This window comes from Azospirillum palustre (genome assembly GCF_002573965.1).
GTDB classification, from domain to species: Bacteria; Pseudomonadota; Alphaproteobacteria; order Azospirillales; family Azospirillaceae; genus Azospirillum; species Azospirillum palustre.
Map to the genome: position 1 here is coordinate 400,395 of NZ_PDKW01000038.1, position 18,916 is coordinate 419,310.

General features: G+C 68.1%; 16 protein-coding genes. 7 read left to right on the forward strand and 9 right to left on the reverse strand.

Annotated elements, in window-relative coordinates:
* Nucleotides 1–135 precede the first annotated feature (135 nt).
* Both CRT60_RS05565 and CRT60_RS05570 read left to right on the forward strand, forming a co-directional pair.
* Entirely contained in the window at nt 136–1,623 is a 1,488-nt protein-coding gene (locus CRT60_RS05565; protein ID WP_098735434.1) for an aldehyde dehydrogenase, read from the forward strand.
* Nucleotides 1,624–1,702: 79 nt separating this feature from the next.
* On the forward strand, nt 1,703–2,602 hold the full coding sequence (locus CRT60_RS05570) for a dihydrodipicolinate synthase family protein (RefSeq protein WP_098735435.1): 900 nt from the start codon (nt 1,703–1,705) through the stop codon (nt 2,600–2,602).
* Nucleotides 2,603–2,633: 31 nt separating this feature from the next.
* Here CRT60_RS05570 and CRT60_RS05575 read toward each other — a convergent pair whose 3' ends face one another.
* Nucleotides 2,634–3,530, reverse strand: coding sequence for a LysR family transcriptional regulator (locus tag CRT60_RS05575; RefSeq protein ID WP_098735436.1), 897 nt, complete (start codon nt 3,528–3,530; stop codon nt 2,634–2,636).
* Nucleotides 3,531–3,677: 147 nt separating this feature from the next.
* Here CRT60_RS05575 and CRT60_RS05580 point away from each other — a divergent pair, with 147 nt between their 5' ends.
* Nucleotides 3,678–5,012, forward strand: coding sequence for an MFS transporter (locus tag CRT60_RS05580; protein WP_098735437.1), 1,335 nt, complete (start codon nt 3,678–3,680; stop codon nt 5,010–5,012).
* Nucleotides 5,009–6,145 (forward strand): mandelate racemase/muconate lactonizing enzyme family protein, encoded by a 1,137-nt coding sequence (locus CRT60_RS05585; RefSeq protein WP_098735438.1) that lies wholly within the window; start codon nt 5,009–5,011, stop codon nt 6,143–6,145. Before CRT60_RS05580 ends, CRT60_RS05585 begins: the two co-directional genes overlap by 4 nt.
* Before the next feature lie 62 nt (nt 6,146–6,207).
* On the opposite strand, the gene CRT60_RS05590 is transcribed toward CRT60_RS05585, so the two are convergent.
* From CRT60_RS05590 to CRT60_RS05625, 8 genes are all read right to left on the reverse strand, one after another.
* Nucleotides 6,208–6,717, reverse strand: coding sequence for a response regulator (locus CRT60_RS05590; RefSeq protein WP_098735439.1), 510 nt, complete (start codon nt 6,715–6,717; stop codon nt 6,208–6,210).
* A gap of 54 nt (nt 6,718–6,771) precedes the next feature.
* Nucleotides 6,772–7,305, reverse strand: coding sequence for a response regulator (locus CRT60_RS05595; RefSeq protein ID WP_244592289.1), 534 nt, complete (start codon nt 7,303–7,305; stop codon nt 6,772–6,774).
* A gap of 100 nt (nt 7,306–7,405) precedes the next feature.
* Entirely contained in the window at nt 7,406–7,783 is a 378-nt protein-coding gene (locus CRT60_RS05600) for a response regulator (RefSeq protein WP_143273097.1), read from the reverse strand.
* Between the two features lie 5 nt (nt 7,784–7,788).
* Nucleotides 7,789–8,166 carry a response regulator gene (locus tag CRT60_RS05605; RefSeq protein WP_098735442.1) on the reverse strand — a complete coding sequence of 126 codons (378 nt, stop codon included), beginning with the start codon at nt 8,164–8,166 and terminating at the stop codon, nt 7,789–7,791.
* 360 nt (nt 8,167–8,526) lie between these two features.
* On the reverse strand, nt 8,527–9,768 hold the full coding sequence (locus tag CRT60_RS05610) for an acyl-CoA dehydrogenase family protein (RefSeq protein WP_098735443.1): 1,242 nt from the start codon (nt 9,766–9,768) through the stop codon (nt 8,527–8,529).
* Nucleotides 9,769–9,799: 31 nt separating this feature from the next.
* Nucleotides 9,800–10,996, reverse strand: coding sequence for an acyl-CoA dehydrogenase family protein (locus CRT60_RS05615; RefSeq protein ID WP_098735444.1), 1,197 nt, complete (start codon nt 10,994–10,996; stop codon nt 9,800–9,802).
* Nucleotides 10,993–12,621, reverse strand: a complete 1,629-nt coding sequence (locus CRT60_RS05620; protein ID WP_098735445.1) for an ABC transporter substrate-binding protein — start codon at nt 12,619–12,621, stop codon at nt 10,993–10,995. The genes CRT60_RS05615 and CRT60_RS05620 overlap by 4 nt, the downstream gene beginning before the upstream one ends.
* A gap of 85 nt (nt 12,622–12,706) precedes the next feature.
* Complete coding sequence (locus CRT60_RS05625; RefSeq protein ID WP_098735446.1) at nt 12,707–14,047, reverse strand: LLM class flavin-dependent oxidoreductase; 1,341 nt, start codon at nt 14,045–14,047, stop codon at nt 12,707–12,709.
* A gap of 399 nt (nt 14,048–14,446) precedes the next feature.
* On the opposite strand from CRT60_RS05625, the gene CRT60_RS05630 reads away from it, so the two are divergent.
* The 3 genes from CRT60_RS05630 to CRT60_RS05640 are packed head-to-tail and all read left to right on the forward strand — an operon-like array spanning nt 14,447 to nt 18,873.
* Entirely contained in the window at nt 14,447–16,093 is a 1,647-nt protein-coding gene (locus CRT60_RS05630) for an ABC transporter substrate-binding protein (protein WP_244592290.1), read from the forward strand.
* A 9-nt stretch (nt 16,094–16,102) separates the two neighbouring features.
* Complete coding sequence (locus tag CRT60_RS05635; protein ID WP_098735447.1) at nt 16,103–17,488, forward strand: LLM class flavin-dependent oxidoreductase; 1,386 nt, start codon at nt 16,103–16,105, stop codon at nt 17,486–17,488.
* Nucleotides 17,485–18,873, forward strand: a complete 1,389-nt coding sequence (locus tag CRT60_RS05640; RefSeq protein WP_098735448.1) for an LLM class flavin-dependent oxidoreductase — start codon at nt 17,485–17,487, stop codon at nt 18,871–18,873. Before CRT60_RS05635 ends, CRT60_RS05640 begins: the two co-directional genes overlap by 4 nt.
* Nucleotides 18,874–18,916: the final 43 nt, after the last annotated feature.

Sequence of the window (18,916 nt, forward strand, 5' to 3'; positions counted from 1 at the left end):
TCAGTGGTGTCAGTTCATTTTTCAGAAAACCAAAAATTTGCGGTGGAGCGATCCGCCGGGATCACCTATCATCCCGTCACCTGATGATGGCCGGACGGCCTCTCAACCGACCCCCCCCTGGCGGAAAGAACCCCCATGTCAGCGACGATCGATTGGCACGCTAGCGCCGCCGCGCTCAGCGTTACCGGCAGCGCCTTCATCGACGGGCGCTATGTCCAGGCCCGTTCGGGCAAGACCTTCGACTGCATCAACCCGGCGACCGGCAAAATCCTGGCGCAGATCGCCGCCTGCGATGCCGAGGACGTCGACCATGCGGTCGCGGCGGCGCGCAAGGCCTTCGACTCCGGGGTCTGGTCGCGCATGGCGCCGCGCGAGCGCAAGAAGCGCCTCGCCGCCTTCGCCGACCTGATCGCCGCCAACACCGAAGAACTGGCGCTGCTCGAGACGCTCGACATGGGCAAGCCGATCCGCGACAGCCTCGCGGTCGACCTGCCGCTGTCGGCGCAATGCATCGATTGGTACGCCGAAGCCATCGACAAGCTCTATGACGAAATCGCACCGACCGCACCGACCGCGGTGTCGCTGATCCGCCGCGAGCCGCTCGGCGTCGTCGCCGCGGTGGTGCCGTGGAACTTCCCGCTGCTGATGGCGGCCTGGAAGCTCGGGCCCATCCTCGCCGCCGGCAATTCGGTGATCCTGAAACCGGCGGAGCAGTCGCCGCTCACCGCCATCAGGCTCGGCGAGCTTGCCGCGGCGGCCGGCATTCCCGACGGCGTGTTCAACGTGGTTCCCGGCTTCGGCGAGACCGCCGGGCGGGCGCTCGGCCTGCACATGGACGTCGATGCGGTGGCCTTCACCGGCTCGACCGAGGTCGGGAAATACTTCCTCCAATATTCCGGCCAGTCCAACATGAAGCGGATCGGGCTGGAGTGCGGCGGCAAGAGCCCGAACATCATCCTGGCCGACGCGCCGGATCTCGATGCGGCGGCGACGGCGGCGGCCTGGGGCATCTTCTATAACCAGGGAGAGGTCTGCAACGCCGGCTCGCGCCTGATCGTCGAGCGGAGCGTGAAGGACGAGGTCGTCGAAAAGGTGATCGCGGTCGGCGGCGCCATCAAGGTCGGCGACCCGCTCGACCCGGCGACGGAGATGGGCGCCATGGTCGACGCCCGGCAGGCCGAGCGGGTCATGGAATACATCGACAAGGGCAAGGCGGAGGGAGCCACCCTCCGGCTCGGCGGCAAGCGCATCGCGTCGGACGGCTGCTTCATCGAGGCGACGCTGTTCGACGACGTGACCGGCGGCATGACCATCGCGCGCGAGGAGATCTTCGGCCCGGTGCTGGCGACCATCGCCGCCGACGACGTGGACGATGCGATCCGCATCGGCAACGACACGGCCTACGGTCTCGCCGCGGCGGTCTGGACCCGCGACCTCAACACCGCCTTCAAGGCGTCCTCCGCGCTCCGCGCCGGGGTGGTCTGGGTCAACTGCTTCGACCATGGCGACATCTCCTCCCCCTTCGGCGGATTCAAGCAATCCGGCTTCGGACGGGACAAGTCGCTGCACGCGCTGGAGAAATACACCGAGCTGAAGGCGACCTGGATTCACCTCGGCCGCTGACGCCGGTACGGGGAAGGGCCGGGCCGCCTCCCTGCGGCCCGCCCTGCCCTGCCAACATCCGCATAAGGAGACCCTGCCCTTGCCGCTGCCGATGTTCCGCGGGCTGATCCCCGCCTTCCCGACGCCGCTGAACGACGACGGATCGCTCGACGAGAGCGGGCTCGAACGGATCGTCGCCTACCAGATCGAGCGCGGCGCGTCCGGGCTGCTCCCGCTCGGCGGCACCGGCGAAGCGGCCTCCTTCGACCTCGCCACCGGCCGGCGCATCATGGAGGTCACCGTCTCCGCCGCCGCCGGGCGCGTGCCGGTGATCGGCGGCGTGCTCGCCCCCGGCTTCGGCGGCGCGCTCGACATCGGACGGATGTGCCGGCAGGCGGGCGCCGACGGCCTCATGGTCATCCCGCCCTATTACGCGCGCACCGACCAGGAGGGGATCCTGCGCTATTTCCGGGCGCTCGCCCCGGAACTGGGCCTGCCGATCCTCTATTACGACAACCCCTTCCGCAGCCAGATCGTCACCGCGCCGGAAACCATCGCCCGTCTGGCGGCGGAGCGGCTGATCGTCGGCATGAAGGCATCGAACACCGATCTCTACCATCTCGACCGCCTGTCGAAGCTGCTCGACGAGGAGTTCAGCCTGCTGAGCGGCCAGGACACCCTGTTCGTCCAGCAGGTGATCCTCGGGGCCAAGGGCGGCATCCTGACATCGGCCGCCCTGCTGCCCGGCTATTGGGCGAAGATTCAGACGCTCGCCGAGAGCGGCCGGGTCGCCGACGCGCTGGCCGCCCAGGGCAGGCTCAATCCCCTGATGGACGCCCTGTTTGCCGAGCAGTTCCCCGAGGCCGTCCGGCGGGCCTTCGCCCTGATCGGCCTGCCGATCGGCCGCTCGCTCCCGCCGGTCGGACGCCTTTCCGATGCCACGGAAGCAGCGCTCGCCGCCGCGGTCGGGGCGCTGGTGACGGACGGCACGCTGGTCTAGCGCCGGCATAGTCACGCGGAGCCGTCGCCGGTCAGAGGTCGACGTAGTCGATCCGCCGCATCACCTGGGCGATGGACCGCGCGACCGCCGCCACCTTGGGATCGTTGACGCCGGTCCGATAGCAGATGAAAAGCCGCCCGTTCTCCACCGGGGGATCGGACGCCACCAGCCCGACCTGGCCCAGCGCAAGGAACCGCTGCGCCATCGGGATGGGAAGCAGCCCGGCACCGACCCCGCCGGCCACCAGCTCCGCGATCACCGCGACGCTGGTGCAGGTGCTGAGACGGCTGGGAAAGAGGCCCGCGGTCGCGAACCAGCCGCTGATCTGCCGGTGCATGGCCGATGGCGGCGGGTTGGAGAAGACCGGCTGCGACCACAGATCCCGCGGCGTCAGCGGACCGGTCTGTCCCCAGGATTTCGGAACGACCCAGCTCGTCGGCTGGGCGCCGAGCGGCTGGAGGTGGAGCTGCTCGTCGCCGATCGGGTTGAGCAGGACCGCCACGTCCAGCGCATCGCGCAGGAGCGCGCTCTCCAGCGTGGTGCTGGTCGACACCACCCAGTCCGGCTGCAACGCCGGATGATCCTCCTGAAGCCCGGCCAGCAGCGGCGAGAGGCAGGTGACGGCGAAGCCCTCGGCCAGCCCGACCCGGACGCGGCCGGCGACGGTGCGGGATTCGTCCTGTCCGCCGATGGCCCGCAGCTCGGTCATGATCGCGGAGACCCGCGGCAGCAGCAGGCGCCCTTCCGGCGTCAGCCGCAGGCCGCGCCCCGTCCGTTCGAACACGTCGCTTCCCAGCGCGTCCCGCAGATCCTTCAGGCGCAGCGACAGGGTGGGCTGCGCCAGATTGAGATGCTCGGCCGCCCGCTGCGCCGAGCCCAGCTGCGCGGTCCAGAAGAAAGCCTCCAACTGGGCGACGGTGATCCGCATGGCCGGCTTCTAATATCAGTTTTCCCAATATCAGATGTTAAGAACATCCTATTTGATTATCAATGTCAATGAACGGACACTGTCGGCCATCAAAGCAAAACGTGGCGCAAAGCGTGGCGAAGTCCGCGCAATTCGGAGGAAACCAGGATGAAAGAGCGATCCGACGTCATCGCCAAGGTGGGATGGCGAATCCTGCCGATTTTGATGGTCTGCTATTTCGCGGCCTTTCTCGACCGGGTGAACATCGGCTTCGCCGCGTTGACCATGAACCAGGATCTGGGCTTCTCGGCGTCCGCCTTCGGCTTCGGCGCCGGCATCTTCTTCCTCGGCTATGTGCTGTGCGAGGTTCCAAGCAACCTGCTGCTGGTGCGCTACGGCGCGCGGCTGTGGATCGCCCGCATCCTGATCACCTGGGGGCTGCTCTCGGCGGCGACCGCGCTGGTCTGGAGCCCCGGCAGCTTCTATCTGGTGCGCATCCTGCTGGGCGCCGCCGAGGCCGGCTTCTTTCCCGGCATGATCTTCTACATGACCCTGTGGTTCCCGCGGGAATACCGCGCCCGCATGTTCGGAACCTTCAACATCGCCGTTCCGCTGTCGTCGGTCATCGGCGCGCCGGCCTCCGGCCTGATCATCGAGCATCTGAACGGTTGGAACGGACTGGCCGGCTGGCAGTGGATGTTCATTCTGGAGGCCATGCCCGCCATCGTCATGGGGGTCGTCGTCGCCCTCTTCCTGCCGTCCTCGCCCGAGAAGGCCGGGTTCCTGGCCGAGGACGAGCGCCGCTGGCTGTCCGCCCGGCTGGAGGCCGAGCGCGCGGCCCAGGAGAAGACGGAACGCTTCACCGTCGGCCGCGCCGTCCGCGATCCGCGCGTCCTGCTGATGTGCCTGATCGCGGTCGGGCTCGTCATGGGCACCACCGGCATCGCCATCTGGATGCCGCAGTTCGTCAAGGCCTTCGGCCTCAGCACCGTGCAGACCGGCTTCGTCGCCGCCATCCCCTCCGCCTTCATGGCGCTGGCCATGCTGCTGGTCGGGCGCCACGCCGACCGCACCGGCGAGCGGGTCTGGCACGCGGCCGGGCCGTTCCTCGTCAGCGCCGCCGGCTTCGTCCTCGCCGCGCTCAGCAGCGATCCGCTGATCGGGCTGGTCGGGCTGACCATCGGGGCGGCCGGCATCGGCGGCGCCTCGCCCAACATCTGGATCTTCCCGACCACCCTCTTGACCGGCACCGCCGCTGCAGCCGGCATCGCGCTGATCAACTCGGTCGGCAGCACCGGCGGCTTCTTCGGCCCCACCATCATCGGCTGGGTGCGGGACGCCACCGGCGGCTTTGCCGGCGCGCAGCTGGTCCTCGCCGGCGCGATGGCGCTGACGGCCTGCGCGATCCTGCTGCTCGGCCATCTCATGCGCGACATGATGCGCGGCGGCGTCGTGCCCGCATCGCGTTCCGCCCAGGACACTGCACAGGAAAGCAAGGCATGAGCATCGCCGCAGTCCGCCTTCATCATCTGGTCGCCCCGCTGCCCGAGGTCATCGGCAACGCGCTGGTGTCCTTCGACCGCCGCGAGAGCCTGTTCGTCGAGATCGTGGACCGCCAAGGCCGTTCGGGCTGGGGCGAGGCCTGGCACACCCCTGCCGCCGACCGCGCCACCATCGCCGCGCGTCTGGCGCCGCGCCTGCTCGGGCAGGATCCCCAGCAGATCGGCCGGCTCTGGCAGGAGATGCGCGAGGCCGCCGGCGGAGCGATGGGGGCCGTCGCCGCCATCGACATGGCGCTGCACGATCTTGCGGCGCGCCAGCGCGGCATCCCGGTCAGCACGCTGCTGGGCGGCGCCCTGCGCCACCGGGTCGCCGCCTATGCCAGCGGCCCCTTCTTCAAGCCCGGCGGCCATCCCTACCGAGAGTTCGAACGCGAGGTGGAGGGCTATCTCCGGGCGGGCTTCAAGGCGATCAAGCTGCGCAGCGGCTTCGCCCCTGCGGACGATGCGGCCATCGTCAACACCGTCCGGCAGATGATGGGGCCGGACGGCACGCTGATGCTGGATTTCAACCAGTCCTACGCGCCGCGGGCGGCACTGGCCGCCGTATCGGCCATGCGGGAGGCCGGCCTGCTCTGGGTGGAGGAGCCCACAGTTCCGGGCGACCTGCAAGGATACCGCATGCTGTCCGGCCTGATGACCCCGGCGCTGGCCGGCGGAGAGACCTTCACCGACGCCCGCGCCTTCCGCCCCTTCCTGGAGGCCGGCTGCATGGATGTGCTGCAACCGGACATCGCCGTCTGCGGCGGGCTGACCGGCGTCGGACGGGTGGCGGTTCTGGCGGAGCTGTACGACCGGCCGGTCGTTCCCCATGTCTGGGGCGGCATCGTGAATTTCCAGGCGGCCCTGCATCTGACCGCGACCCTGCCCGCGCAGCGCAGCGGCGGCGCGGCCGGAGGCTATCCGTTCCTTGAATTCGATGCCGGCCCCAACCCGCTGCTGGACCTCTGCGGCCGTCCCACCGTCAACGGCGACGGGACCGTCACGGTGCCGGACGGGCCGGGCTTCGGCATCGATCTCACCGCCGACATGCTCTCACCCTTCGTCGTCGCGCGGCAGGAGGTGACGGCACAATAGTCGCTGGGGTGCGGAGCCGGGAAACCATGACTGAAAGCACCATGATCAGAACTCCGTTCCCGTCATGGACCGCTCACGGCGGCCGCCGGACGGTTCCCCGCTCCGCCGACGTCGGAGCGCCGCACCGGGACGGAGGCAAGCTTCTGACGGGACGGAAGCCGGTTCAATCCGCACCAGAACCGGTCGATTGTCCGCACGGTTTGCACCAGCTCGGAAAACGCCTCCGGCTTCACGACATAGGCATTGGCCCCGGCCGCGTAGCACGGACCGACATCCTCCCGGTTCCGCGCCGCCGAGAACACCACCATCGGGATCGGCCGGGTATCCGGAGCCGCCGCCTTGAACCGGCGCAACCCCTCCATCCCACCAAGCGCCGGCAGGGCAAATACGACGACGGCGGGATGCAACGGTGCGGCCGACGCCAGCGGCGGAGACAGCAGCCGGAGCGCCTCCTCCCCATCCCGGGCCACCACCGGGCTCTGGCCAAGCCCCGCCTCGCGGCAGGCCTCCAGAAACAGGTCGCGGTCTCTGGCATCGCCCTCCACCAGCAGGATAGGCTTGCGGTTCATCATTGGATTTCCGGTTCTAGAGTCTGTCCGGCCGGCGATGACCGTCGAAGCGGCGTGTCAGTTCGGGCAATGCTCGGCAAAGGCCCGGATGATCGCCGACTCGCCATAGGGCTTGGCGATCATCGGACGGTGGCGGTGTGCCGGGGGAAGCGCGTCCACACCGTAACTGGTGGTGAAGAGGAAGGGCGTGCCGGCCGCCGCCAGACGGTCCGCCACCGGATCGATCAGCTCGCCACGCAGGTTGACGTCCAGAAACGCCATGTCGACATGGTGTCCGGCAATCATCGTCAACGCCTTTCCGATCGAGCCGACCGGATCGAGGCAGGTCGCACCGTGGTCGGTGAGCAGATCCTCCAGGTCCATCGCGATCAGGATCTCATCCTCGACGATCAGGACTGTGAGGCCGGCAAAGGACGGTTCGGCCTGAGCCGCCTCCCGTCCTGCCAGTTCGGCTGGAACTGCCATATTTCCGCGAGCCGAGCGAAATAAAGTGTAATTCATGGTTCGGATCGCCCGCTCTGTGCCCGGTTCCCCAGCGTGTCGCCGGTCCTCCATAACAGACCCGGCGGCAATACCGGTCAATTCACGCATACAGAATATCCGCAAACACGCCGGATGGATGCGATGCCTACGCCGAAAGGGCGGACTCCCGGCGGCAGACGGCCTGCTGCGTGCCTCCATGGAGCCGGCATCAGGAAGCGGAGCCGGCTTCAGCGGACAACAGCGCGGTGATCGCCGGCGCCATCGCGGTCACGTCGTAGGGTTTACGCATGACCACCAGCCGCCCCGGTTCCGGCCGTGGAAGATGCTCGCTGAACCCGCTCACCACGATGATCGGCAGTTCCGGACGCCGCTCCCGGATGGTTCGGATCAGCGCCGCGCCATCCATCACCGGCATGCGCATGTCGGTGATCAGGATGTCGGCCGGATCGTCGACATCGGCCTCGACCGCTTCCGCACCGTTGCAGGCGACCGTGACCCGGTATCCCTCGGACTCCAGGACGAAGGCCATGGCCAGGGCAACCAAAGTCTCGTCCTCGGCGATCAGGACATGGCGCATAAGGCTCATCGGGATCACCAACACGTCTGCGGACGATGTCGCAGCAGAGCGTCGATGACCTCGGCATCGCTGTAGGGCTTGGCGATCACCGGACGATGACGATGCGCCTTGGGACGCGCTTCTTCGCCGTAGCCGGTGGTGAAGAGGAATGGGATCCCCATGGCGGACAGGCGGTCGGCCACCGGATCGATCCGCTCGCCACGCAGGTTGATGTCGACCAGCGCAATGTCGGCGTGGTGCTTTGCAATCGTTTCCAACGCACTGCCGATCGATCCGATGGGGCCGATGCAGACTGCACCGTTGTCGGTCAGGACATCTTCCAGACTCAACGCAATCAAAGGCTCGTCCTCAATGATGAGAACGCTCAATCCGGACAAGGGGAAGACGGTCAAAACGCGGGTTCGCTTATAAAATTTGTGGACACTTTTCGACGCTTTATTGAGAACAATTCTTATTAGCGCGTCTCGTTCTTTACTTGGCGCCAACGTTCTTCATATAGCGGGTAAAAAATGCATCAGTGTCAATTGATGCCTTGTGCATAGCGAACTGAATCAGTGGATAGCCGTCGCCATAGTCATGAGATTGCAAAGAAAAAGCCGGAAATTATGAGAAATAAATATATATATCCTGCAAAATCACGGCTTCCAAATTGACGTCGGTCTTGCCCGATAGGAAACCGATGCCTGCGCCGGCAGCCGGAGATGGCCGGAAGGGCGGGTGCTCGGGCAGGCCGGTTCCCACGAGAGGTCTATTCAGAAGAAGGCCGCGGCCGGCAGCGGGGTCCCGTTGACCGCATGATCGCCGATTGCCCGCGCCTTGTAGGCGTTCGGATTGTGTGACGAGAGGGTGCGGATGTTCCGCCAGTGGCGATCCAGCCGGTTGCCGGCCCGGATGGCGGAAGCGCCGCCGACCTCGAACAGGCGGGTCGCCGCGTCGAGCGCCAGTTCATCCACCATCACCTTCGACTTCGCAGTGCGCAGTGCCGCTTCGACGAAAAGCGTATGATCGGGAGGACCGGAGACGGCGGAGCGGAACGCGGCATCCAACGCATCGACCGCCCGCAGCACCGCGGCCTCGGCGACATAGGCGGCGCTCGACAGCCGGCCGACGACCTGCTGCAACAGCGGATCCTCGGCCGGACGGGCGGCGACGGCGTGGTAGTAGTTGCGCTCGCGCCCCGCCACCAGGGCCGCGGCATCCGCCACCACGGCACGCAGGATACCGGCGACGATGGCGGTCAGGTAGAGCTGCGCGAAGGTTGCCCGGAACGGCAGCCGCACATCCTCGTCGGCACCGAACAGCACGTCGTCCCGAGCCACCGGCACCCGTGACAGGACCGTCGTGCCGCTGGCCGTCAGCCGCTGGCCGATGCCGTCCCAGTCGTCGTCGACGGTCACCCCTTCACCGCGGGTCGGCACGAAGGCCGACGCCGTCCTGCCGTCCGGCGTCCGCGCATTCACGAGGATGAAGTCGGAATAGAAGTTGCCGGTGCTGTAGTATTTCCGCCCGTCCAGCACGTAACCGGTCGCGGACGGCTCCAGGCGGGTGTCGCCGTCGTTCAGGCCGATGGCCTGGATGCCGAGCTCGCTGACGCCGAGGCCGATGATGCGGCCGGCGCGCACATGGTCGAGCCAGCGCGCGTATTTCGGATTGTCCGCGGTGCGCAGCGCCTTCTCCACGAAGGCGAAATGGTTGCGCAGGATGTGGGGGATGTTGGAATCGGCCTCGGCAAGGTCGAGCACCAGTTCGAACAGCTCGGTCAGCGTTGCCCCGCCGCCACCGTCCCGCCGTGGCAGACGGAAGGCGCCGAGACGGGCCGCGCGCAGCAGATCGATCGCCTCGCCGGCCCTCGCCTCGCCGCGATCGCGGGCCTCGGCCCCCGCGGCAATGGCCTCGACCAGTTGGCGCAATGCGGGCGAGCCGGGTCCGGGGACCTCTGCCTTATCAATCGCGGGCTCGTCGTGGCGCGAGCCGGTCCTGTCGATAACGGTCATTGTCGTCTCCACTCTGTCATCCCGGCGCCGGTCAGATCTTGGTGTTGATCGGGGGCAGCGCGCCGGTGAGATAGAAGTTGCCGATTGCCTTGGCCTTGTAGGCCACCGGATCGTGGGTGGTGTGGGTGCGCGCGTTGCGCCAATGGCGGTCGAGGTTGAGCGCCCGCGAGGTGGCGGACGCCCCGCCGATCCGGTAGAGCATCTCGCTCACCCTCACCGACGCCTCGCTGGCGGCGAACTTCGCCTCGGCGACGGCGACCGAGGCCTCGCCGAGCGGCCGGTCGGCGGCGCCGTCGCGATGGAACAGGCGCACCGCCTCGTCCAGAACCGCCGCGGCGCGCCCGACCAGCGCCTCGGCGCCATGGGCCAGGACCGCCATCTCGCCGACGGTGTACTGGACGTAAGGATCCTCGACCGCGCGCCCGACCCCGGCCTCGGGCAACGGACGGGCGTGGGTCCGCCCATAGGCGACGGCATCGTCGAGCGCCGCCAGCGCGATCCCGGTGTCGAGCGCCGAATGCAGGAGTTGGGCGAAGGCGCCTTCGTAGGTGCGGCGGCGGCCATAATCGGGGATCGGCATGACCTCGCCCTCGTCCAGCCGGACATTCTCGAAGATCATGGTGCCGCTCGCCGTCGTGCGCTGCCCCATCCCGTCCCAGTCGTCGATGACGGTGACGCCCGCGCGGTCGAGCGGAACCACCGCCGCCGCCCGACCGCCCTCCAGCAGGGCGGTGACCAGGGTGAATTCGGCGAACAGGCTGCCGGTCGTGTAGTATTTGCGTCCGTCGAGCCGGTAACCGCCACCGTCGGAGACGATCCGCGTCGCCATGTCGCCGATGCGGCTGCCGCCACGCTCCGCCGCCGCGTTGCCGTTCAGCCGGCGGCCGTCCAGCAGCAGGCCGAAATAGCGCCGCTTCTGCGCATCGCTGCCGTAGATGCGGATCTTCTCGACGTTGGGAAAGGTCGCGGCGGCGGACTGCGCGATGTTCGGATCGCCCTTCGACAGGTTGAGGACGATCCGGGCGAACTCGCCCATGCTCACCTCCGGTCCGCCATAGGCGGCCGGCACGCGGGCCGCCAGCAGGCCGCTGCGCGCAAGCTCGGAGATTTCCTCGAACGGCATCCGGCGTTCGAGGTCGCGGGCAGCGGCGCCCGTGGCGAAGCGCCGGCCGAACTCGGCCGACAGTTCGACCAGCGCGGCGCGGTCACGCACGGGAGGGCCGCTCATCGCTCGATCCACACGTTCTTCAACGACGAGATCGCGCCGTCCGGGGTTGTGTTGATGCCGTGGACCTTGCGGTTGTAGAAGGTGAAGTGCTGCATGTCGAACAACGGCACCAGCGGCAGGTCGGTCATCGCCTGACGCTGGAGGTCGTGGAACAGCAGCTTCCGCTTGTCCGCATCGCTCTCGACGCGGATCGCCTCGATGATGCCGTCCATCGCCGGGTTGGAATAGCCGGACGCGTTGACGTAGGGGACGCCCGGCGCCTGGGCCTTGGTCCAGTAAAGCCGGAACAGCCCCATCTGCGGATCGATCAACGGCGAAATCTGCAACAGGTTCAGATCGAAGCTGTAGTCCTTGTAGACCTTGCGCAGGTAGGTCGGATCGTCCGTGCTGTTCAGCTTCGCGTCGATGCCGACGGCCTTCAGGTTCTGCCGGATGAACTCGGCCGAATGGGAGGTCACGTCGCCGACCGCGGTGAAGTCGAGGTTGAGCGCGAAGCGGATGCCGTCGGCCTTGCGCGGATAGCCGCCCTCGTCGAGCTGCCGGTTCGCCGCCGCGACGTCGAAGTCATAGCGCTGGACGTCGGGCGTGTAGAATGTCTTGACGCTGGCCGGAATCGGCCCGGTCGACGGCCGGCCCAGCCCGTACCACACGGTCTCCACCAGCTTCGCCCTGTCGACCGCATGGGCGACCGCCTTGCGGACCTTGTCGTTCGCCAGGATCGGGTTCCGCAGGTTGAATTCCAGGATGTAGAACTGGGAATGGTAATCGTAGCCGCGCGTCTCGAACCGCAGGTTCGGATCCTTGCGCAGCCTGGCGACGTCGCCGAACGGCACAGCGTCGTAGGGTGCGTACTGCACCTCCCCGGTTTCCAGTGCGGCGGCGCGGCTCGCGGTGTCGGGGATGGCCTTGAAGATGACCCGGTCGAGATAGGGTTTGCCTTCGTCCCAATAGTCGGGATTGCGCTCCAGCTCGACATACTGGCCCTTCTTCCAGTCCTTGAGGCGGAAGGGGCCGGTGCCGACCGGCCGGGATGTGGCTGGGTTGGTCTGGATCGGCGCGCCCTCGAAGACATGCTTCGGCAGGATCTGGGATTCCGCCGCATTCAAGGCGCTCAGGATCACCAGCGACGGTGCGGACAGGCGGAAGACGGCGGTGTATCTGTCCGGCGTCTCGACGTCCTGCAGCGAGGCGAAGGTCAGCCGCCCGCGCGGGTGCGTCTTCTTCCACACCTCCAGCGCACTGAATTTCACGTCACCCGAGGTGAATTCGACGCCGTCGTGCCATTTGACGCCGTGGCGGAGCCTGAAGGTGATCGACAGCCCGTCGGGCGCGACCTCCCAGCTTTCGGCGAGGCTCGGCCGGACCGTGAGATCCTCGGCATAGCTCAGCAGCCCGTCATACACGTTTGTCGACAAGGCGGCGTTCGCATACTGGTTGTTGAAGGCGGTGGTGAGGACGGACGGTTGCGGCTCGATCGTGGCGATCAGCGTACCGCCGCGCACCGGCGCCGCGCTCTGCTGTGCCCCGGCCTGGAGCGGGAGCGCCGCCAGTCCGAAGGCCAGGGCGGCGAGGGCGAACGGACGGACAAATGGGCGCGCGGCGGGGCGCCCACGGACGAGGACCATGGTCGATTCCTTCTGGATCGGGCAGTGTGAAACGCTCGGGTGTGAAAGGCTCGGGTGTGAAAGGTCTGGGTTTGCGGGACCGGCATCAGGCCGTGGCAGCCGCCGGCCGGCGATGCCGGACGGACGGCGGCGGCAATCCCAGATGGTCGCGCAGCGTTCGACCGCTGTAGGCCTCGCGGAAGATCCCGCGCCTGCGCAGCAGCGGAACGACCTCCTCCACGAAGATCTCCAGGCCGGAGGCGGTGACGTCCGGCATGATGTTGAAACCGTCGACGGCGCCGGAACGGAACCATGCCTCGATCCCGTCGGCGACCTGCTCCGGCGTGCCGACGGCCAGACGGTGCTGGGTGCCGCCGCCGCCCTGGGCCTTGACGAGATCGCGCACCGTCAATCCGTTCCGTTGGGCGAGCGTCACAGTTCCCTTGAAGAAGGTCTGGCTGTGATTCTCCGGGAACGGGATGTCGGCGGGGAGCGGCTCGTCCAGCTTCAACCGGCCGGGATCGACGTTGAGGGTGCGGGCAAGCCGTGCAAGCCCGTAGTCGATGGGCACGCTCTCCCACAGCTCCCGCTCGCGCCGTTTCGCTTCAGCTTCCGTGCTGCCCAGTATGGTGACCAGACCGGGGCAGATCACCACGTCGGCCGGAGCGCGGCCGGCACGCAGCAACCGGGCCCGCAAGCCGTCGGCGAAGCTTCTGGCCTCATCGAGGCTGTGCGCGACCGAGAAGACGAGATCGGCATGGCGGGCGGCAAGCTCCTGGCCGTCGCCCGACCCCCCGGCCTGGACGATGACCGGCCGGCCCTGCGGCGAGGGCGGAACGTTGAGCGCCCCCTCTACGGAAAAGTGGCGTCCCCGATGGTCGATCGGATGGATGCGGGAGCCGTCGATGAAGCGTCCGCTTTCCTTGTCGCCGACCAGCGCGCCCGGCTCCCAGCTGTCCCAGAGGGCGGTCACGACATCGGCGAATTCGACGGCGCGGGCATAGCGCCGGTCATGGGACAGCACCTCGTCGAGACCGAAGTTGCGCGCCGTGCCGGTTTCGGCGGTGGTGACGATGTTCCATCCCGACCGGCCCCCGCTGACATGGTCGAGCGACGCGAAGCGGCGCGCCACGTTGTAGGGCTCGTTGTAGGTGGTCGACAGGGTGGCGATCAGCCCGATGTGCGTCGTTGCCGCCGCCATCGCCGCCAGCACGATGGTCGGCTCCAGGGCCTGGTAGGGCCGCAGGTCCGGCCGGTCGGGCAGCGCCGGATTGTCGGCGAGGAAGACGGCGTCGAAAGTGCCCCGCTCGGCGAGTTGGGCCTGGCGAACGAAGAAGGCGGGGTCGATGAAGTCCGCTGCCCCGCTCTCCGGCCGTCGCCAGGCGGAGCTGTAGGAACCGGCATTCATGAAGTTCAGATTCAGGTGCAGCTGTCTCGGGGGGCTCATGGCGGCTCTCGCTGGATGGCGCATGGCGCTGGAACGGAAGAAGGAAGACAGGACGGGTGGAACGGGCCGTTCGGCCTGAGCGGCCGGGCTGTACCGAGGACCGCCCGGTCCCACGGGAAAGCCTGGAAATCCGGACATGTTTCACGCATGTCCATCGTTGTTATACATAAAATCACATACGGGGATATTTTTGTCTATTGATCTTATAGACAAAAATGAGTAAGGGTAGAAACCAGACGGGCGGGAACCCCTGGACACCCTCCAGCCCCCCTCGCCGGGCGGATCCGGACCAAGCGGACAACGGCGGGCCCAACGGTGGGCCCGGCCGGGCGCCAGCCGCAATATCGCTCTCACGCCATCAGGACAGAGGCCGGCCGATGCCGGCCGAGGGAGGCCGCGTTGCTCAAGAATCCCTCACGACCGCCGCTTCCGGCGGTCTCGCGCCGCCGCTTCTCGCAGGGGGCCTTCGCCGCGCTCGCCGCGCTGGGACTGCCGGGAGGATTGGCGTCCGCGGCACCGGTTCCCGCCGCCGGACAGCCGGTGCGCGGCGGCACCCTGGTGGCGGTCATCCAGCCGGAACCGACCGCGCTCGCCAGCGCGGTCAACAACAACTACGCCAACGCCTCGGTCAGTGCGAACGTCTATGACGGGCTGCTCCGCTACGACGAGGAGATGCTGCCGCAGCCGGCGCTGGCCGAATCCTGGGAGGTGTCGGACGGCGGCCGCAGCATCGTCTTCCGGCTGCGCAAAGGGGTGAAATGGCATGATGGCGCGGACTTCACCGCTGCCGACGTGCGGTTCAGCGCGCTGGAGCTGTGGAAGACGCTGCATGCCCGCGGCCGGGTGACCTTCGCCGCCCTGCTCGACGTCGAGACGCCCGAACCGCACACCGCGATCTTCCGCCTCTCGGCACCGGCCCCGGTGATCCTGAGCGCTCTGAACGCGGCGGAATCGCAGGTGATGCCGAAGCACCTGTACGAGAACACCGACATCCTGAAGAATCCGAGGAACAACGCGCCGGTCGGCACCGGCCCCTTCCGCTTCAAGGAGTGGAAGAAGGGCCAGCACATCGTGCTGGAGCGCAACCCCGGCTATTGGGACGAGGGCAGGCCCAATCTCGACCGCATCGTCTTCCGGATCATTCCCGATGCCTCATCGCGGGCGGTGGCCCTGGAGACCGGCGAGATCCACTATGCCCCCTTCACCGCGGTCCCGCTCGCCGATGTCGCCCGGCTCCGCGGCGACCCGGCGCTGGCGGTCAGCACCGGCGGCTACGCCTTCCAGTCCCACGTCTTCCTGCTCGACTTCAACCTGGCGAACCCGCATCTGGCCGACCTGCGGGTGCGGCGCGCCATCGCCCATGCCATCGACCGCCAGGGGCTGATCGACACGGTCTGGTACGGCTTCGGCAAGCCGGCGGTCAGCCCCGTGCCGTCGCAGCTCACCCGCTTCCACAACCCCGACGTTCCCCGCCACGACCACGATCCCGCCCGGGCGGAAGCGCTGCTGGACGAGGCCGGCCTGCCACGGGGTGCCAACGGAATCCGCTTCACCGTCACCCACGACTATCTGCCCTTCGGCGAGACCTATCGGGACGCCGGCGAATACATCCGCAACAACCTGAAGAAGGTCGGCATCGACTTCGTGCTGCGCGGCCAGGACTATCCGAGCTGGACCAGGCGGGTCTACACCGACTACGCCTACGACATCGACAGCAACACCGTGGCCGTGATGATGGATCCCGAGATGGGATTGCCGCGGCTTCTGCTGTCGACCAACCATGTCCGGGGCGTTCCGACCTCCAACAACACCGGCTACGCCAACCCGGAGGCCGACCGCGTCATCAAGGCCCTCCAGGTCGAGCCGGACGCCGGAAAACGCAAGGCGCTGTTCGGCGAGTTGCAGGCGATCGCCATGACCGATCTGCCGATCCTGCCGCTGTCCGAAATGCGGCACGTCACCATCCACAGCCGGAAACTCCGGGGTCTGGCACAGACCCCCGATGCGGCGCTGGCCTCGCTCGCCGACGCCTGGCTGTCGGCCTGAGAGGAAAGCATGGCCAAGGAAATCCGCTTCAACGCCTTCGTCGTCAACCGGCCGGTCCACCAGTCGCCGGGATTGTGGCGGCACCCGCGCGACCGCTCCACCTCCTACCAGGATCTCGGCTATTGGGTCGAACTGGCGCGCACGCTGGAGCGCGGCCGGTTCGACACCGTCTTCCTCGCCGACGGCATCGGGGTGAACGACGTCTATGGCGGCGGGATCGAGGCGGCGCTGCGCCACGGCTCGCAGGTGCCGACCAACGACCCGATCCTGCTGATCCCGGCGATGGCGCACGCCACCCGCGACCTCGGCTTCGCCGTCACCGGCAACCTGTCCTTCGAGCAGCCCTATCTGTTCGCCCGCCGGCTGTCCACCCTCGACCAGCTCACCCGCGGACGGCTGGCCTGGAACATCGTCACCGGCAAGTCGGCGGCCGGCGCCAAGGGGCTGGGACGCGGCATCGTCGCCCACGACCGGCGCTACGACATCGCCGACGAGTTCATGGAGGTGGTGTACAAGCTGTGGGAAGGCAGCTGGGAGGACGACGCGGTCCTCTGGGACCGCGAGGCCGGCATCTTCGCCGATCCCGCCAAGGTGCACCGCGTCCGTCACGACGGGGAGCATTACCGCCTCGACGCCATCCACCTGACCGAGCCGTCGCCGCAGCGCACGCCCCTGCTCTTCCAGGCCGGCGGGTCGCAGCGCGGCCGCCAGTTCGCCGCCCGGCACGCCGAAGGCATCTTCCTGGCCGCCCCCAGCAAGACGGTGGCCGGCGCCGTCGTCCGCGACGTGCGCCGCCGCGCCGCCGAGAATGGCCGCGACCCGGCCGAGCTTCTGTTCTTCCCGCTCGTCACCGTCATCACCGGCGAGACCGAACGGGAGGCGAAGGCCAAGCTGGCGGATTACCAGAGCTACATCAGCCACGAAGGCGCCCTCGTGCTCTTCTCCGGCTGGACCGGAATCGATCTCGCCGGGCGCGATCCCGACGAGATCCTGCGCTTCGAGAACCGCGACAACGGCGTGGTCTCCACCATCGAGGCCTTCACCACCGCCGATCCCGACCGCTCCTGGACCCTGCGCGAGATCGCCCTCCATGCCGGCATCGGCGGGCAGGGGCCGGTGATCGTCGGCTCGCCCACCCAGGTGGCGGACGAGTTGCAGTCGTGGGTCGAGGAGGTCGGCGCCGACGGCTTCAACCTCGCCTATGCGGTGGCGCCGGACAGCTACGTCGATTTCGTCGATCTGGTGGTGCCGGAATTGCAACGCCGCGGCGCCTGCAAGCGCGACTACGCCCCCGGCACGCTGCGCGAGAAGCTCTACGGCCCCGGGCGAGCCCGGCTGAGCGCCCCGCATCCGGCGGCGGCTTTCCGGCACCTGCCGGCGGAGGACGCGGCATGACCGGCCGGACGCGCCATAAGGAAATCCGTCTCAACGCCTTCCACATGAACGCGCCCGGCCATTCCTGGGCCGGCCTGTGGACCCATCCGAAGGACCGCTGCGCCGACTACACCGATCTCGATTTCTGGATCGAACTGGCACGCATTGCCGAGCGCGGCAAGCTCGACGGCATCTTCCTGGCCGACGTCTCCGGCGTGTACGACGTCTATGCCGGCACGCCGGACGCGGCGCTGGCGGCCGGCGCCCAGATCCCGAGCAACGACCCGTCGGTCCTGATCTCCGCCATGGCGGCGGCGACCCGCGATCTCGGCTTCGGCGTCACCGCCTCGGTCGGCTACGAGCAGCCCTATTACCTCGCCCGCCGCTTCTCCACGCTCGACCACCTGACCAAGGGGCGGGTCGGCTGGAACATCGTCACCGGCTATCTGGAAAGCGCCGCCCGCGCCATCGGCGACGGCGGGGTGCGCGAGCACGACCAGCGCTACGACCGCGCCGACGAGTTCCTGGAGCTGGCCTACCGGCTGTGGGAGGGGAGCTGGGAGGACGATGCCGCGGTCCGCGACAAGGCCGGCCGGGTCTTCGTCAGGCCGGAGAAGGTCCACCGGATCACCCATCGCGGCACCTTCTTCGACCTCGACGCCATCCATCTCAGCGAACCCTCGCCGCAGCGCACCCCCCTGCTCTATCAGGCCGGCACCTCGGGCCGCGGGCGCGAATTCGCGGCCCGCCACGCCGAATGCGTGTTCATGAACCAGGGCAGGGCCGCGGTGGCGGAGGCCGCTGCCGACATCCGCCGCCGCGCCGCCACCTATGGCCGGCACCCGGAGGATCTGCTGGTCTTCGTCGGCGCCACCGTGTCCGTCGCCCCGACCGAGGCGGAGGCGCGCGACAAGTACGAGGAGTACCGCAGCCACATCGACACCCGCGGCGCGCTCGCCCTGCTGTCGGGCTGGACCGGCATCGATTTCTCGCAATACGGCCCCGACGATCCGGTGCGCTACGTCAAGAGCAACGGCATGCAGTCGAAGATCGAGGCGATGACCCTGCGCAGCCCGGACCGCGTCTGGCGGGTGCGCGACCTCGCCGATTTCGGCGAGGTCGGCGGGCGCGGTCCCTTCGTCGTCGGCACGCCGTCGCAGGTGGCCGACGAGCTGCTGACCTGGGTCGAGGCCGGCGCCGATGGCTTCAACCTGACCCGCGTGGTGGAGCCGGCCAACCTGACCGACATCGTCGACCTGCTGGTGCCGGAACTCCAGGACCGCGGAGTCTACAAGACCGACTACAGCCCCGGCACCCTGCGCGAGAAGCTGTTCGGTCCCGGCCGCGCCCGGCTTTCGCCGCGCCATCCCGCCCATGCCTTCCGCCATCCCGGTCCGGCAGCCTAAGCCAACAGCCTGGCCCGACAGCCCGACCGCCAGATCAACAGGA

Excerpts from the sequence above, each read along its gene's own strand:
- CRT60_RS05565 (WP_098735434.1), top strand. The coding sequence starts at position 136 with ATGTCAGCGACGATCGATTGGCACGCTAGCGCCGCCGCGCTCAGCGTT.
- CRT60_RS05575 (WP_098735436.1), bottom strand. The coding sequence starts at position 3,530 with ATGCGGATCACCGTCGCCCAGTTGGAGGCTTTCTTCTGGACCGCGCAG.
- CRT60_RS05580 (WP_098735437.1), top strand. The coding sequence starts at position 3,678 with ATGAAAGAGCGATCCGACGTCATCGCCAAGGTGGGATGGCGAATCCTG.
- CRT60_RS05585 (WP_098735438.1), top strand. The coding sequence starts at position 5,009 with ATGAGCATCGCCGCAGTCCGCCTTCATCATCTGGTCGCCCCGCTGCCC.
- CRT60_RS05590 (WP_098735439.1), bottom strand. The coding sequence starts at position 6,717 with ATGATGAACCGCAAGCCTATCCTGCTGGTGGAGGGCGATGCCAGAGAC.
- CRT60_RS05595 (WP_244592289.1), bottom strand. The coding sequence starts at position 7,305 with ATGCGTGAATTGACCGGTATTGCCGCCGGGTCTGTTATGGAGGACCGG.
- CRT60_RS05600 (WP_143273097.1), bottom strand. The coding sequence starts at position 7,783 with ATGAGCCTTATGCGCCATGTCCTGATCGCCGAGGACGAGACTTTGGTT.
- CRT60_RS05610 (WP_098735443.1), bottom strand. The coding sequence starts at position 9,768 with ATGACCGTTATCGACAGGACCGGCTCGCGCCACGACGAGCCCGCGATT.
- CRT60_RS05615 (WP_098735444.1), bottom strand. The coding sequence starts at position 10,996 with ATGAGCGGCCCTCCCGTGCGTGACCGCGCCGCGCTGGTCGAACTGTCG.
- CRT60_RS05620 (WP_098735445.1), bottom strand. The coding sequence starts at position 12,621 with ATGGTCCTCGTCCGTGGGCGCCCCGCCGCGCGCCCATTTGTCCGTCCG.
- CRT60_RS05625 (WP_098735446.1), bottom strand. The coding sequence starts at position 14,047 with ATGAGCCCCCCGAGACAGCTGCACCTGAATCTGAACTTCATGAATGCC.
- CRT60_RS05635 (WP_098735447.1), top strand. The coding sequence starts at position 16,103 with ATGGCCAAGGAAATCCGCTTCAACGCCTTCGTCGTCAACCGGCCGGTC.
- CRT60_RS05640 (WP_098735448.1), top strand. The coding sequence starts at position 17,485 with ATGACCGGCCGGACGCGCCATAAGGAAATCCGTCTCAACGCCTTCCAC.